Annotated in this window: 16 protein-coding genes and 1 riboswitch; of the genes, 3 read left to right on the forward strand and 13 right to left on the reverse strand. The window is 40.4% G+C overall.

What is annotated here, in order from left to right; all coding sequences use genetic code 11:
• Positions 1-66: 66 nt before the first annotated feature.
• On the reverse strand, positions 67-1071 hold the full coding sequence (locus tag IEX12_RS16960) for a DUF3231 family protein (protein ID WP_102415359.1): 1005 nt from the start codon (positions 1069-1071) through the stop codon (positions 67-69).
• 253 nt (positions 1072-1324) lie between these two features.
• Between IEX12_RS16960 and IEX12_RS16965 the strand changes: the two genes are divergently transcribed.
• Together IEX12_RS16965 and sda are read left to right on the forward strand one after the other, a co-directional pair.
• Entirely contained in the window at positions 1325-1498 is a 174-nt protein-coding gene (locus tag IEX12_RS16965; protein ID WP_155555395.1) for a hypothetical protein, read from the forward strand.
• A gap of 204 nt (positions 1499-1702) precedes the next feature.
• Positions 1703-1858 carry a sporulation histidine kinase inhibitor Sda gene (gene sda, locus IEX12_RS16970; RefSeq protein WP_088049965.1) on the forward strand — a complete coding sequence of 52 codons (156 nt, stop codon included), beginning with the start codon at positions 1703-1705 and terminating at the stop codon, positions 1856-1858.
• Between the two features lie 249 nt (positions 1859-2107).
• Here sda and IEX12_RS23520 read toward each other — a convergent pair whose 3' ends face one another.
• Positions 2108-2236: a hypothetical protein gene (locus IEX12_RS23520; RefSeq protein WP_269058798.1), complete on the reverse strand. Its 129-nt coding sequence runs from the start codon at positions 2234-2236 to the stop codon at positions 2108-2110.
• Between the two features lie 108 nt (positions 2237-2344).
• Complete coding sequence (locus IEX12_RS16975; RefSeq protein ID WP_155555396.1) at positions 2345-2905, reverse strand: CBO0543 family protein; 561 nt, start codon at positions 2903-2905, stop codon at positions 2345-2347.
• 506 nt (positions 2906-3411) lie between these two features.
• Here IEX12_RS16975 and IEX12_RS16980 point away from each other — a divergent pair.
• Entirely contained in the window at positions 3412-3927 is a 516-nt protein-coding gene (locus IEX12_RS16980; RefSeq protein WP_088049964.1) for a hypothetical protein, read from the forward strand.
• Positions 3928-4131: 204 nt separating this feature from the next.
• Here IEX12_RS16980 and IEX12_RS16985 read toward each other — a convergent pair whose 3' ends face one another.
• The 10 genes from IEX12_RS16985 to IEX12_RS17030 all read right to left on the reverse strand — a co-directional run bounded on the left by IEX12_RS16985 (position 4132) and on the right by IEX12_RS17030 (position 14617).
• Positions 4132-5121: a zinc-binding dehydrogenase gene (locus IEX12_RS16985; protein ID WP_088049963.1), complete on the reverse strand. Its 990-nt coding sequence runs from the start codon at positions 5119-5121 to the stop codon at positions 4132-4134.
• A 212-nt stretch (positions 5122-5333) separates the two neighbouring features.
• Entirely contained in the window at positions 5334-6260 is a 927-nt protein-coding gene (locus tag IEX12_RS16990; protein ID WP_088049962.1) for an ArsA family ATPase, read from the reverse strand.
• Between the two features lie 135 nt (positions 6261-6395).
• On the reverse strand, positions 6396-6653 hold the full coding sequence (locus IEX12_RS16995; RefSeq protein ID WP_088049961.1) for a cory-CC-star protein: 258 nt from the start codon (positions 6651-6653) through the stop codon (positions 6396-6398).
• Between the two features lie 81 nt (positions 6654-6734).
• Positions 6735-8480, reverse strand: coding sequence for a carbon starvation CstA family protein (locus IEX12_RS17000; RefSeq protein WP_088049960.1), 1746 nt, complete (start codon positions 8478-8480; stop codon positions 6735-6737).
• A 326-nt stretch (positions 8481-8806) separates the two neighbouring features.
• Positions 8807-10228, reverse strand: coding sequence for a hypothetical protein (locus IEX12_RS17005; RefSeq protein ID WP_088049959.1), 1422 nt, complete (start codon positions 10226-10228; stop codon positions 8807-8809).
• Positions 10229-10380: 152 nt separating this feature from the next.
• Positions 10381-10530: a hypothetical protein gene (locus IEX12_RS17010; RefSeq protein WP_188725560.1), complete on the reverse strand. Its 150-nt coding sequence runs from the start codon at positions 10528-10530 to the stop codon at positions 10381-10383.
• A gap of 354 nt (positions 10531-10884) precedes the next feature.
• A complete protein-coding gene (gene thiT / locus IEX12_RS17015) occupies positions 10885-11457 on the reverse strand; it encodes an energy-coupled thiamine transporter ThiT (RefSeq protein ID WP_088050974.1) in 573 nt (190 codons plus the stop codon).
• Between the two features lie 124 nt (positions 11458-11581).
• Positions 11582-11686: riboswitch (TPP riboswitch) on the reverse strand.
• A gap of 75 nt (positions 11687-11761) precedes the next feature.
• Entirely contained in the window at positions 11762-13546 is a 1785-nt protein-coding gene (locus tag IEX12_RS17020; RefSeq protein ID WP_088049958.1) for a M3 family oligoendopeptidase, read from the reverse strand.
• A 211-nt stretch (positions 13547-13757) separates the two neighbouring features.
• Complete coding sequence (locus tag IEX12_RS17025) at positions 13758-14000, reverse strand: phage holin (protein ID WP_088049957.1); 243 nt, start codon at positions 13998-14000, stop codon at positions 13758-13760.
• 293 nt (positions 14001-14293) lie between these two features.
• Complete coding sequence (locus tag IEX12_RS17030; protein ID WP_102415368.1) at positions 14294-14617, reverse strand: hypothetical protein; 324 nt, start codon at positions 14615-14617, stop codon at positions 14294-14296.
• Positions 14618-14885 lie beyond the last annotated feature (268 nt).

A 14885-nucleotide genomic window follows, 5' to 3' on the forward strand; every position in this document is an offset into this window, starting at 1 on the left:
TAGCAGAGTCCAGAGCGCACCTTACCTTCGTAAAAAAGGGTGCGCTATTCAATCGTTCCGCTTTTCTTATCTATCCTTTGCAATTTCTTTTCTATTTGGCACAAGTGGCGGCTGCTCAAGCCATCTGTTTTTTGTCATCATATTAAACCATTCTTTGGTAACCATCAGATTTTTCAATATGATCTTTTCATAATTAACGACAAGGTCAGTTCGCATTGCTGCTGCAAGCCCTGCTCCATGATAAGCTTGGGAGGTTTGTAATAAAAAGCCAATATGATACAACATTAACTTATCGGAAAAGGGAGATTCCTGCGAAATTGTAACCTCTGTTTCCCAGGACGTTGGGACAGGTAAATTATCATTCTGCAATATCTTACTGAATGATTGGATTTGTTCGTCCGAGGTTTTCTGTGCTGAGTTTAAAAATTTCCTGATTTCTTTTGATTGTGTAACTTGGCTAAAGGCAATAGATAATGTTTTCTCCAGCATCTTCTTTTTCAGATTAAAGGAGATACTGATAATTTCGGTTGCAGCTAATGGACGTTGGTCCCCAAAATATCCATCCGTAAATTGCTGACTTGAGATAAATTCGGGGTTCTTATCTGGATAAAGGTATGGGTCCCTTTGAAAATGACCCTTTTCTACCAGCAATTCAATCGTTTTGTGATACATTTTCTTACCATCATCATCACAGGAATCATAAAAATGGCGTAAATCTTTTCTGACGGAAGCACTAAGCGCTGTTGTATGTCCCAATAGCCCATGCAGCGTCATAATGTGTAAGTAATGTAAACAGAATATGTCTGAAAATAACCTTTTCGCCCCTTGATTAAGATCTGACTCGGTAAACCCGATCGGAATTGGAAAACCCTCGTTATCGATGAAGGTTGTAATTTGTTTTTTTTGCTTAGCAAACGTTTCGATCGCCTCTTCAAACAGACAGCTTATTTTTTTATCTTCTATAATGGACAGCATGTATTTACTCATTATATCCACTGCTGTTCCATTAATATATTCGCCCCACAATGTACCTATCTCAGCAGATGTTAATTTTAAATCATTTTTATCCACATCATCACCTCATATTTATGGTTCCCATTAACAATGGTTTTATTGTATGTTACAGATTAATTTCCATTTCCACTATCTTATTTCATCCATATCCTGCAATAAATGGTACCATAACATCCCGACAGACTTGACAATGAAGGGGACAAGAATTGTTCGCTTAATAATCTGTTTCTTACCTCCCTTTTAACCGCGGATGTTTAACAGTTGGTTAAATGTGGTAAAGAATAAGAAAAGAAAAATGGGGGTATACAAAATGGAGTTTAACCGAATTGAAAATGGCAAGCTGCTCGTGGAGCTGGATGAAACTGAATTAAGCGACTTATTGGACGCCCTGGAATCGTCTCAAAATGAGAAATTACTACGGGACATGGATAAAATTATTTATACCTATTATCGTATCTTAGAAAAAAGACATCCTTCTAGTTAAGGGGATGTCTTCTATTGTTATTCTTCTCGTACCTGCTTTTATCCTACCCGTAGACAATTTATACTGCATTTCATCGTTTCCTGTATTACTATTAACGTATGTCCATCTCCTAATCTTTCAATTTTTAGAAACATCTTGATGGCAACACTTTTCTTGCCAATTCGCCAAACGCACCTGTGGAAGAGTTAGGAGGATGCAAACAAAATGAAGAGCCTGAAAAATGTGTCCAACGATTTATTAATTGAGGCTTTTATGAAGGCAATTGAATTAAAGCTGGATCAGGATTTTTGCGATTTAATAAAAGAAGAAATAAATGATCGCGGATTAATGATCCAATATCAAAAAAATTCACAAGCCTAAAAAGCAATGAAAATATAGAACAGAAAGGTTGGGATAAACCAAGGTAATATTACTTTTAGGAATATCTAAATTATCTGCATAGCAGCGAATAAAATTTTTGAAGGCGTTATAGGAGCGTTTCTGGAAAAAGGGATTAAGGGGGTGGGCAGTCAGATGAAAAATCCTTGGGAAAATCCCATCACTACTGCCCGTTTAAAATAATATGTACGATATAAATGCAATTTTGGAAACCATCTTAAAACGGAACCATCAGGAATTCCAGCCCTTGCCCTTTTTTTCCTGATTGACAACCCATAGCACCCACTTTAATTCTTTATCGGATAATTCCCGGCCTAAATTTTCTTTAAATTCCTCGACCAGCATGTCAAACCTGTTCAAGCTGCAATTCCTCCCTGTTGTGTATAATCAGTTCTCTACATTACACTATTTTACCAGTTTATTAGTTGGAAAAATACCGATAACTTTCCTAAATGAATACCAACTTGTTTACGTTTTGGAAATGGGCTCGAAGGATTTACTTTTTGCCATATAGTCGCAAAATAAATAGAGCAGCGTATAAATCGGAAATGAATAAATATAGTGCCAGCCTGTTAATACATAAATTCCTGCCCATTCAAAAATCGGCTCGCCAATAAAGGAAGTGAGCAAGCCAAATAAAATGCCTTTCTTCCAGGGGGCAATATGTGGCTTTGTCTGAATCAGAAACATGATAGCTACAGGAAGCAAGCAAAAATGAAAAGGCATCCAAGCGGGAAAAGTAGGAATGAGTTTTCCAACATAGTACCAAAGACCAAGTGCAGTACCAATATAATCAAGGCAGACGGAAATACTGACTGCCAAAATTCCTGCATACAAAAGCCGGTGTGTGCTGTCTTTTTTTCTGTAAAAAACCCAGAATATCCAAGCGCCTATTGATAAGAGTAACGATACCGACCACTCCCAGTGGAATAATATCTCCTCAAACCAAAAACGACCGAATTCTTGATGCAGCTTATGAAACTGGTCAAAAAAAATTCCTGCATTATCGATTTTTTCATCGTTTTTCATTATATTTCATCCTCACGCTCTTTATATATTTTGGTATTTTCTCCTGTATGACCTATAATATTCAGATCTCTTGTACTATTTCTTTGAACTTAATGAAAGTTTCTTAATTTACAGTACTGTTGCGGTTAACTGTTATGAATTGTAACGAATTTGGCAACAATAATGGAACACAGATTGCTTTCGTATGAAAAGAGGCTTCTAAACATGGCGAAAGGAGGAAGGATTCCTTATGAGAACATAACAGACGCTCAGGAAGTACTTAGCAGATTGACGGTTGAATATTGGCCTGAACAATAATTTTCTAACGTTCAAATGGTGGTTATGGATAACGTTTTCATCAAGTCAACAACAGGAAGTGCTGACTTCTACTGTTGGCGATTGTCGTGGGCGGTTTAAGCAGAAGATCCCGTGCTGCCAATTCTAGAGTTCGCTGCTTATCATTTGGTGACTTTTTGAACATCCTCTAATAATACTCAATACCCATTAACAGAAAAAGAAGGATTAAGATGAAAAACAAAAACACTTATAAATCACCAATAGCAGCCATGCTGTGGTCACTTGCTTTACCGGGGTTTGGTCAATTATATAATGGGGATTTCCTTTTAGGAATAATTTTGATGGTATGGGAAGTTATATTAAACTTGCAATCACATTTAAATCTTGGAATCATGTATACATTTAAAGGAGATTTTGAAAAAGTTGACCAATTGCTGAACTTTGAGTGGGGACTATTTTACCCGTCCGTTTTCAGCTTCTCATTATGGCAAGCGTACAATCGTGCTAAGGCGATCAATCACCGGCATCAATATAATAAAGAATTGAAGCGGGTTTACTTGACTGGTTTTTTTATTGGCCTGGTAACCGGTATGAATATGGGGATAAACTGGCATGAGGGCTTTCTTTCAACTATTTCACCAATTTTTGAGACACCAGTTTTTAGCGGGATTGTTTACGGTCTGACTTGCGCGTTTGTTGGTCATCTGCTTGAACTGGGATTTAAACGATTTAGAAGATCAGACTAACAAGCATAATGATGTAACATCATGCATAAATAAAGAAATTTCTGAAACTGGTCAGTCATTCAGACATTGGTTTAGTATTTATTTCCGGTAAGTTTTTTAACTTGATTCAATTACATTCTATCCGAGTCAGCACTATGATTTCAAACCAACAAGTACAGAACCACCATGTAAGTGATCCTGCACTCATGGATAAACTTTCTTGTCCTAGCCTTTATTACTAATCCGAATCGCTACTTTCCCAAATTGCTTTCCTTTGTCAAGATAATCCATCGCTTCCTTGGCATCTTCCAATCCAAATGCCCTGTCAACCACCGGATGGATCTCATGGGTTTCCATAAACTGCAGCATTTCATAAAGCTCTTCCCTACTCCCCATGGTCGAACCGAATAACTGGTACTGCCCATAGAAAAAGTCGCGTAAATTAAGGTCAACCGTATCCTCTGTTGATGACCCGAAGACAACAATTCTGCCGCCTTTTTTCAAGACCTCAAGTGATCTGTTAAATGTTGCCCGTCCAACACTGTCAATAACGAGATCGACCGTTTCATCTTTTAATGCCTCTAGCCAGTCACTTGCCGTATCAAGAACGTGATCAGCACCTAATTTTTCTGCCGCTTGACGTTTTGCTTCACTGCGGGAGGTTACAATCACACGTGCACCTATATTTTTCGCGAATTGAATAAGGTATGTCGCAACACCACTGCCGGCGCCAGGGATAAATACCGTTTCCCCCGCTTTTAATTCACCTTTCGTAAACATCGCCCGATAACCTGTCAACGCAGACAATGTTAATACTCCTGCTTCATCCCACGTTACGTGTGCAGGCTTTTTCTCCAGTTGTTCAGCTGACAGGACAATTTTTTCAGCAAACGTACCATTATCAGGCATTCCTAAAATATCAAATTCCTTTGGTGGCGCAACACTATTTTTATTCCAGCGTAAACTAGGGTTAACGATCACTTCATCGCCAACCGACAACTGTGGGACATTACTACCGACAGATTCAATGACACCGGCGCCATCTGAACCGATCACAAGAGCTGGGACACCCTCCTCCCGGCGACTCGCGATGAACAGGTCACGATGATTAAGACCAGCAGCTTGAAGGGCAACAACTACCTCCCCATCACCTGCCTGTGGGTCAGCGATATCTTTTACTACCAGATTACCATATTCATGTACAAAAGCTTTCATCAGAATCATCCTTTCCAACTATGTATACTACTTGTTTAACTTTCATTTTACCGTTCACCTTTTGCAGCACCGAAAAACCAATTCAACCCCGATCAGCATTGTGTGCTCCGATGTTTGTACTTTCAAGTTTCCGCTCTGGAATTGTTTAACCAATGTATAAGCACCAATCATGCTAGAAAGTAGTAAGGAATAACTGTAAAGTATACTTACCGCTAACCAAACCTCCTGAGAAACGTCTCCAGCTGCTCCTGATTCGTAATATCATGGGATAACAACGGCACATAAAAGCGTTGCTTATCGGGAAATGTTGCTGCAATCATTTTTAGGTATTGCTTTTCATGCTCTTTCCGCCTCGAGAAAAAGTCCCCATCAACGTCATTGGGCAACACCTTGTTTACAATTAATGTTCGCACATGTAAATGATATTTATCAAGCAATTCAATGGCTTTTTTTGTTTCCAAAATGGGAAGCCGTTCGGGATTTAAAACAAACACAAATCCTGTCACGTTTCCATCCAATAAAAGATCCCTCGCCTGCGAAAAACGCTGCTGTCTCGTTTTTAATACATCGTAAATCGGATCCTCAACCGGTTCGCCATCATTCAGCAGCTGGGTATAATTGTCATTTGTCTTTTTCCGTTTTTCCAGCATACCTTCAATCCAAATACCCATCAGCTCAGGCAATGATAACAGGCGAATGGTGTGACCCGTTGGCGCCGTATCAAAAATAAGTTTATCAAAATGCTTGCTCTCTTCCAAAATGATTGTAATTAACTTATCAAATAACGCTGCTTCATCGGCACCCGGTGATGCTTTTGCGGTATCCAGCTGCCGATGAACCTCCGCAATCATTCCGGAATGAACTACACCTTTAATATTTTCCTTTACTCCTTTTATATAATTGTTTGTTTCGATCACGGGATCAATTTCTAATGCTTGGAGCCGGTCTGTTATCCTTGTTATTGTCCCACCGATTTTATGATTAAAAATATCCCCCAAATTGTGTGCTGGATCTGTCGAGACCAACAACGTTTTATACCCATCCTTGGCTGCTTTCCAAGCAATTGCAGCAGCGGATGTTGATTTCCCAACCCCTCCTTTACCACCGACGAAGATAATTTTTTTCGTGAATTCCTGCATGATAAAAACTCCTTTTTACGGGCCTTTCCCAATGTACTAACATAATAAAACGATTGAAAACAGACGCTGGATAGCCTTAAATCGTTCACAACCATGATGCTTACACGTTTAAGCAGCGGGTTTTTGTCCCTTTTTCTAGCAGCAGCGGATTCCGGTCAGCGGTGATTTTTCTATACCCATCCGCAAATGCCAATCATGGAATTTTTCGATCATATACGGATATAACTCCAGTGTATAATAATAGACTGGATTAGGGATACCAATCATCTCTGAATAAAGCAGCAATAAAAATAAATCATCCTGATCTCTTAATTCCCGGGCTATTTCCTGGCGGTGCGGCATACTTAAAACTTCTTCATAATAGGCAGCCAGTTTTTTTAATTTATCGATCATATTTTCACCCTCCTCTTTCTCGATACCGAAAAGGGATCATATCGTTCATGATCCCTTTCATCATCATTGGAATAAACCTCACTATTTCACATTGATATTATCACCCGGAATATCATCCCTTTTACCTGACAATGCCGCAAACGCTGTCAAGGTAATCCAGACGGCGAATACAAAAATGATTGCACCAAACACAAACAATAATGTGTTTGATTCAGTCCCGAACCATGACCATTGAAAGACAACCTGCTGAAACATGGCATATAGCGTCATAAACATTAAAAAAATCATTGGAATCAACGCGATTGCATAATTTCGGCCCAAACGTTTTAACCAAATTGCAATCATTAATAAGCTAATTCCTGCCAACAACTGGTTGGACGTTCCGAATAACGGCCAAAGGAGATATCCGCCTGAGCCAAACCCTTTTGGTCCCTCCGGTATAAGTACTAGCGCTGCACTCGATACAACCGAAATCGTTGTTGCAACATGCGTTTTTGTTAAAACCGGCATTTTGTATTCGGATCCTAGTTCAGCCACGATATACCGCATAAGCCGTACGGATGTATCCAGTGTTGTTGCTGCAAAGCTTACAACAATGATGGATACAATTGTTGTCGCAACCTCAGGCGGGATCATCAACCCTGCCGCAAGCTTACTCGCACCTTCAACAAAAACATTCAGTCCAGCCCCGTTTGCAGCTGTGAAACTACTGTAGGTGGCCAGGAATTCATCTGTATTGGCAAAGAATGTTACAACTGCAATAATCGCAACTAATGCCAAAGCTCCTTCACCGACTGCCCCTAAATAACCAACCATACGCGCATCTGTCTCTCTATTTAGCTGTTTAGAGGATGTTCCGGAAGACACAAGCCCATGAAAACCGGATATGGCTCCACAGGCAATCGTAATGAATAATAATGGGAACCAGGAAACGTCTGTACCTGTATGTGTCACCGGAGCCGTAATATCCGGATTTGTGAAAATAAGTCCTAAATACAAGATTGCCAGCCCAACGACGAGCTGATGGGAATTAATGAAGTCGCGCGGCTGCAATAACTTCCATACCGGTAATGTGGATGCAATGTATACGTAAACCATTAAAATAATGATCCAAATGAAAAACGCGGTCGAGATAGAACCCAAACCAAATAAACCGCTTCCATCTTCTCCGCCCATGTACTGTACCAAATCGATTTGCAGAAAATCTACCTTACTTGCGACGACCGCTGCAATATACATAATGGCTAGCGCTATTAACGACGGTACAAGCATTTTCTGTTTCCGCTTATAAACAGCATAACCAATCCACACAGCTAAAGGAATTTGGATAAATACAGGCAGCACACTAGCCGGGAATGAAATAAACAAATTGGCAATGACCCAGGCAAACACGGCGTTTACCATTAAAACGAGAATAAGAATAATAAACAAAAATAAGATCTTTGCCCGCTGCCCAATTAGTTTGTTGGCGAGCGTACCAATTGATTGCCCTTTATTGCGGACAGACAGTACCAATGTACCAAAATCGTGGACGCCAGCAGCAAAAACGGTGCCTAAAATAACCCATAAAAAAGCTGGCAGCCATCCCCAATATACTGCTATAGCTGGTCCAACAATCGGAGCTGCACCTGCAACAGATGTAAAGTGATGCCCCCAAAGCACAAACTTATTCGTAGGGACAAAGTCGACGCCATCTTCATATTTATGTGCAGGCGTCTGATAATTCGGATCCAAACGAAAAATCTTTTCCGCGACAAATTTTGAATAGTACCGATAGCCTAAAGCAAAAACAATAATTCCGATAATCGCAACCAAAATACCATTCACTTAACCTACCTCCCCATATTTTAGAAATTTAACCCCTGCATTTGAAAAAGGAGCTTATCCTATTAGAAGCTATGTAATAGGAACATATTTTAGTATCTATTTTAACTGATAATTATGGAAGTGTAAATATTTCGATTCTTAGTTCCTGTTAAAAGAGGAATACTTTTCTTGTGTAGATTTAGGGCGGGCCAATTTATTCATGGATCATTCCAATCATTTCGGTCACACTCCTGCTTATGGCATTGTTGATGTTCGAGTTTCCGGCTAACCGGAAACGGCGAACATCAATGATATCGGGGAATACTAAACCGGTATTTTCAGGCAAGTCACAGTATATACACTGCGAGTAGTGTAGAAATGACGAGTCCGAGGATAACTGGAATAAAGTTTTTGCGAACTAGATCCATCACGGAAACGCCGCAAAAGCCGGCAATCGCAATCAGAGAAGACCAGGCGACAATTGTGCCCCCTCCAGTCCAGATTGCCCCCAATTGACCAATTGCTGCAAGTGTTCCCGTATCAATTCCACTATTATCCAGAGATGCTGCCAGTGCTCCTGTTAACGGCAGCCCGGAAAATCCAGAACCATCCAATCCAGTAATGATACCAATAACCAGTACACTGAATGCAGCAAGCAGTGCACTTTGCGGTAAGAACTCCTGTGTCGATTGAACAATATCAAATAAAAAAGCAGGCGGATTTTCCTCGATTCCCAAAATACTTCCGGAAAAATCAGCACTGCCTAAAAAGAAAAACCCAGCAATCGGGATGACTGGCCCCATAGCCTTAAAGGCGAAGACAAATCCATTAGTTATGTGGTTGCTAATATAATCCAAAGCGTGCTGTCTGCCAAACGCAACAGTGGATAATAGCAGCAAAATAACGGCAACACCTCCGATAAACGCAGCACCGTCACCACCTTCCAGACCACTCATTCGTCCAGATGAAAGCTTTGTATAAATCATATAAATAACAACACATAACAATGCCGACGGAACTAGAATGGCAAATATCCTACTCCAGGTTGGCAAGTGATTAGCCCGAGGTTTATGGCTCGATTCTGTTTCTGTCTGCAGTGCTTGAAGATCCTCTTCAATTAATATGCTGTCTTTTGGCCGGATTGTTTTTCGATAAAGCAAATATGCAACAGTAATTGCTATTCCCCCTGCTATCAGTGATAATAATAAGGCTTGATCCGAAACAATCCCGACATCAATTCCGGCAGATTTGGCTGACAAGCTTGGAGCCACCTGTACTATATAATCAGATGAAAGTGCCATGCCCTGGCCAGAAAGTGCAATCGCAACTGCTGCAGTAACAGCTGGCAATCCTGCACGTACTGCTGCCGGAACAAGTAATGCACAAATTAACGGTACAGCTGGTGTTGGCCAGAAAAATAAGGAAATAACATACGTTACAACAACAAGGACGAAATACGAAACATGTCCATTGACCATTATCCTCTGAATCGGCTGAATCATCATCCGATCCGCACCAAGATCACGTAACGAATGCAATAAAGCCATCATAAATGTAATAATCAGGAAAATGCTGAAAAGCTCTTTCGCTGCAACCAAGTTGGCGTTAAAGATAGACGTAAATCCATCAACAATACTCCCGTTGTAAACCCAGGCAATCACAAACGTCCCCAGTAAGGTTGGCAGTACAACACCACGTTTAAAAATCATCGTCAAAATAATAATAAGTGTAAAGATCCCGTACAACCAATGCGATAATGTCAGCTCCACTTGAACCTTCCTTTCTTTCCTGCATGTGTTATAGCCTATGCATATTGTAAATACAGGTGAAAGAAAGATAGTGATAATGACAGATTTGCTAATGATTTGAACCAGCATATATTCTTGGAACACAGCCGATCATTAAAAAACGGGCAGATACATTACGTTTGCCCGTTCTCTTCAGTCGATTCGATTTTCTCGGCACAGCTGTTACATGTCAGTTTACCATTCATTTGTTCCCCGTCAAAAAAACCGTTCTCACAATAAACAGGTTTTCCACATAATTGGCATTCTCCTATTAATTCGCGCAAGACGATTACCTCCCTGTTTTTATTATATTGCAAGTATTAAGTGGATGCAAAACAGCTTCAGCTCGATCGGAGCGCTTGCCGTTCGATCGGGACTTTTGCTCGCTTGATCAATCGGAGTTTTTGCGCGTGTTCGATCGGAGCTCGTGTCTTCGGTCGGGAGGTAGACTTATGGAATCGGGTTACTACTCCTAAACACAGAAATTTCCCGTATGCTCTGGAAATCTGGCTGCTACACTCACCGTCGAGCAATACTCCATTATGTCCATTTCTTTTTATCCTCTTTCCCCGTTTGGCTCAATCCCTATACCAAAAAAACCGCACCATCAGGTACGGTTTTAAAAGATGCAAAATTACCTATGCAGCACTTAACAATGTCTTTGGCTGTTTGTTGAACAAGAAAAATATGCCAATGGTACAAATAACGAATGATGGTAAAATATATGAGCTGTTATAGAGTAAAGAATATATCCATACGTTCATTCCATCGATTGCCGATCCGAAGAATACAACCCCTGCAGCAAAGTGTGCGGCAAAACGTAATATTGAACCAAGAAACACACCTGCCATAATATAAGCTAACGAACGCTTCGTATTCCCTTCTTTTACAGCCCGTTGAATACGCTTAGCAAAAACACCGGCAAAACCGATTACAGTAAAGGCAACGCCATAATCAAGTACGCCTTGCCACGGAACCAAAATATAAGCGGATCCTACCGCAACCTGCAAAACACCCCAAAGGAATCCTGACAACAATCCGCCTTTCAACCCCCAGCGAAACGCAACAATAAAGATTGGAATCATGGCAAGTGAAATCGACCCGCCCTGCGCCCAAATTTTAAACGACAAAAATGGAACGAGATCAAGCATTAAAGCAAGTGCCGTAAAAATGGCCACCTCAATCAAAAATAATGTTCGTTTAGTCCGCATACGAAACTCCTCCCCTTTTCCAGCAGTAAAAAACAGCCGAAAGCGAATATTTTTTGCACACAAAAAAAGCAATGACAAAGGGGAAGCTTCCTGATGGGGAATCCGCTCACATTGCTTTTTATTCCATCAAAAAAGCCACCATCCCTACGCTAGTATTAACTAACAGGTTCAAAGGGTAAGAACTAAATTACTGTTCACTCTCAGCCATATGGCTCCCCCTGCAGACTTTTCTTTCTATGCTTTTTTCGTTACGTGTATTATAGCCTATTTATCATCTGGTGACAATGCCCTGATCCAGCAATTCCTACAGTGCTAAAAATTCCTCAACATCATTCACACACAATTGGATGGCACTTTCCCAGAAGTCCGGCTTCGTTAAATCAACTCCCAAATGAATCTCCGCCAATTCTTCCACGGTCATCCTACCTGTATCACGTAACAGTTCAATATATTCATCTTCAAAACTGCCGCCTTTTTCAAGGGCATATGCATAAATGCCCAGACTAAACAGATAGCCAAACGTATACGGAAAATTGTAAAACGGTGTACCTGTAATATGAAAATGCAGTTTTGACGCCCAAAAATTCGGATCATATTCTTCAAGCGCCCCGCAATAGGCTTCCTTTTGCGCCTCAACCATCAGTTCATTCAATCTCGGAACTGGTACCATCCCTTGTTTCCGCTCCTCATAAAACCGTTGTTCAAAAATAAACCGTGCATGAATATTCATAAAAAAGGCAACACTACGCTGAATTTTATCTTCCAGCACAGATAATTTTTCCTCTTTATTTCGAGCGTTTTTTACCGATGCATCGGCAATAATCATTTCTGCAAACGTTGACGCCGTTTCCGCAACATTCATTGCATACCGCTGATTTAGTCCATTCACATCATTCATCACGTGTTGATGATAGGCGTGGCCTAATTCATGTGCCAAGGTTGCAATATTCGAGGTTGTTCCCGAATAGGTCATAAAAATACGAGTTTGTCCACTATCTGGAAAGCTCGTGCAAAATCCACCCGGGCGTTTGCCAGCACGATCTTCTGCTTCGATCCAGCGTTTGTCAAAAGCCATTCGGGCAAAGCCTGCCATCTTCGGACTGAATTTACGAAAGTTCTCAACGATAAAGTTCGCTCCTTCAGTATAACTCGACGTTGTTACCGAATTCGTCAGTGGCGCCCCGATATCGTACATACTTAGTTTCTCTTGCCCTAATAATCCAGCTTTCTTTTGTAAATACTGAACAAATGGCTGTTTTTTGTTCGTTATGGCATTCCACATTGCATCCAATGTTGCTTTCTTCATCCGATTTATTGCCAGTGGCTCCTTTAATACACAGTTCCAATCACGATGTTTATATGTTTGCAGCCGGAAACCCGCTAAATGATTTAACGTTTGGCCAAACAGCGCAGCATTCCCAGTCCATGCTTCTCCCAACTTTTCAAATACATGTTTGCGAACAGAACGATCCGGATTACTTAATTTATTCGCTGCTTGTCCAACTGAATAGGACGTAATTCTCCCATTCTCTTCCAGATTAACATGCATATTCCCAACAACGGTTTCGTACATTTGTCCCCAGCCATGATAACCGTCGATTTGCAGGTCATTCATCAGTACTTCTTGTTCTGCTGGTAACAATTCTTTCGCCTTTTCCCTGTTTTCATTCAGGATAAAGGAAACTTCCCGCAGTCCAGGACGTTTAAGCAGCTCTTGCCAGGTTTGATCATCAATACTGATAAATTTTTGTTCCAAATTTGTTTTTATCGCACTCATTTTCGCTGATAATTCGCTGCGTTTACCAACTAAAACAGCCGCTTTTTCATCTTTGACATCCTGCGCACTTAAGCAACTGACAAAGGCAGATGCTTCCCGCAGTTTTTTCATCGTTCGTTCAAGTAATTCAACAATTCTTTCCAGTTTAACAGCGTCCACAGTTTCTTTCGCTGGATCAAAATCCGTTATCTCGGCAGCTAAATTTGCCATCTCTTCCTCTATCGTTGCTACATATGTATGAAACGCCGCTGACTCACTTCCACCGGAAAAAATAACATCCAAATCCCATGTAGGTTCATATGTTGTTTGCATCAAACCTCTCCTTTTTATAACAATTTCTACTCCTTTCATTATATCGATAAATGTGAATATTTTCATCCTATTTGTTCAAAAACGGAAAAAACTGGATTGTCAATTTTAACCACTTTTCCAAATTGTTGAGCAAATAGTCAACCCTTTTATTGCAAAACACCTTCCCACCTCTACCAGCAGGAAGGTTCTCTTCTCCAGGTTACCCAGGTGCCTATTTCCCTTTCTTTACCAGCCCATTGTCGAACAACACTTTCTTTTGCTGTTTTCCTCTCGTTGTAACGTAATTATTTTTAAACCATGCGATAATCGATGTCACGATGGTAAACAACAATGCAGCGAATTCCTTAACGATTTCAGAATCAATTGGCAAGGGGGATTTTCCAAATAGAACAAGAATCTGATTTGTTAATGCCAAAACCAATGCAGCAGTACGGATAATAGTTCCTTTATCCAACTAAACCACCTCCCCAAGTGGAATAAGCTTCCTACACTATTATTTTCAGTTAGTTAACATTATGTAACGGCTTATTAATTAGAACAAAAATGGACGGCCAATAGAAAAGCAACCCTGCCACGTATAAACGACGTGAACAGGGTTGCTGCTTATCTTGCATTAGCGGGAAATTAAGCACCCCCTCTTAAAGAATGGAAAACAATTGAAGAAAGAAAAGCGGCGGTAACCGTATAGTCTAATTCATTCCACCAATACATTCAGAGAGGAAAAGGCCTGATGAATGAAGTTTCCCTTTAGCTCGGGGGGCGTTTGACCGGCAAGACCCCATTGGTAATTTTAGAAACAATAATGTTAAAGACAACGACACCAAAAATAATGACAATTATTGCACTAATAAACTGCATCAAAATGCTGACAATTTCGTTTGGAATCGTATCCATCAAAAGGCGGGAACTATAGTATAAAAACGTGCCACCAATTCCCATCATAATCAAACATGTCAGCAATACACCGATTATTTGTTTAAGCGTAAGTTTCCGCCACACTTCCTTATGTTTAAAAGCCGCATAAATTACATAGGCAAGTAAAACAATTACCATCATAACTGCACGATTCATATTATTTTCTCCTTATTTAAGTCTAGTGAATTGGTTTTCCCTGATTGACAGCTCTTTTCAGTACTTGCTGCATATACCCGATCCCGCTGCATTTAAGCAGGGGAAACGTGATCGGTATGGATTCACCAAAACTTCCATAGACAACCCGCTTATATTTTTTACCTGTTAACACACTAGCATTGCATAAATATAGTCAAAATGTTCAGTAAGTACTATTCCCGTAATTTTTGCCAAAAAGTCAAAGTCCAATCAAAGGTGGCACCGTCCA

The organism is Lentibacillus populi, assembly GCA_014642895.1.
Lineage (GTDB): Bacteria > Bacillota > Bacilli > Bacillales > Amphibacillaceae > Lentibacillus_C > Lentibacillus_C populi.